This is a genomic window from Gordonia sp. 852002-10350_SCH5691597 (genome assembly GCF_001665715.1).
GTDB classification, from domain to species: Bacteria; Actinomycetota; Actinomycetes; order Mycobacteriales; family Mycobacteriaceae; genus Gordonia; species Gordonia sputi.
Genome location: NZ_LZMO01000184.1, coordinates 1 through 501, shown reverse-complemented (window position 1 = coordinate 501; position 501 = coordinate 1). Strand labels below are relative to the sequence as shown.

Below are 501 nucleotides of genomic sequence, written 5' to 3'. Positions count from 1 at the left end.
CGCGTACAGGCTGGAGGTGCCGTTGCGCACGTAGTCGTGGCTGGCCCGTTGCGGGGTGCCCGGGAGCATGGGAAAGATCGGCTGGGTGCGATCGAGAGCTTGGATCTGGGTCTTCTCGTCAACGCAGAGCACCAGGGCACGTTCGGGTGGGTTCATGTAGAGCCCGACGACATCGCGGACCTTCTCGGTGAACAGGGGATCTTTCGACAGCTTCCACGACTCCTGTTTGTGTGGAGCCAATCCGAACGCTCTCCATACACGCGAAACAGTTGACTGTGACATGTCGAGATGCTCAGCCATCGACCGAGTCGACCAGTGTGTCGCATTCTTCGGCGTGGTCTCGAGAGTTGCGGTGATCAGGTCTTTGATCTGCTCGTCGCCGACGGTGCGAGGTCGCCCGGGCCGGGGTTCGTCGAGCAACCCCTCGCAGCGGTGCTCGACGAACCGGCCTCGCCAGCGCCGCACGGTACCTCGGTTGAGGCCGAGTCGTTGTGCCACTTC

The 501-nt window shown here is 62.7% G+C and carries 1 protein-coding gene; it reads right to left on the bottom strand.

Annotation, left to right across the window (positions count from 1 at the left end; genetic code table 11):
- Window positions 1–501 (bottom strand): IS630 family transposase (locus A5777_RS12955; protein WP_156529375.1); only part of this gene is annotated, 501 nt, incomplete at both ends.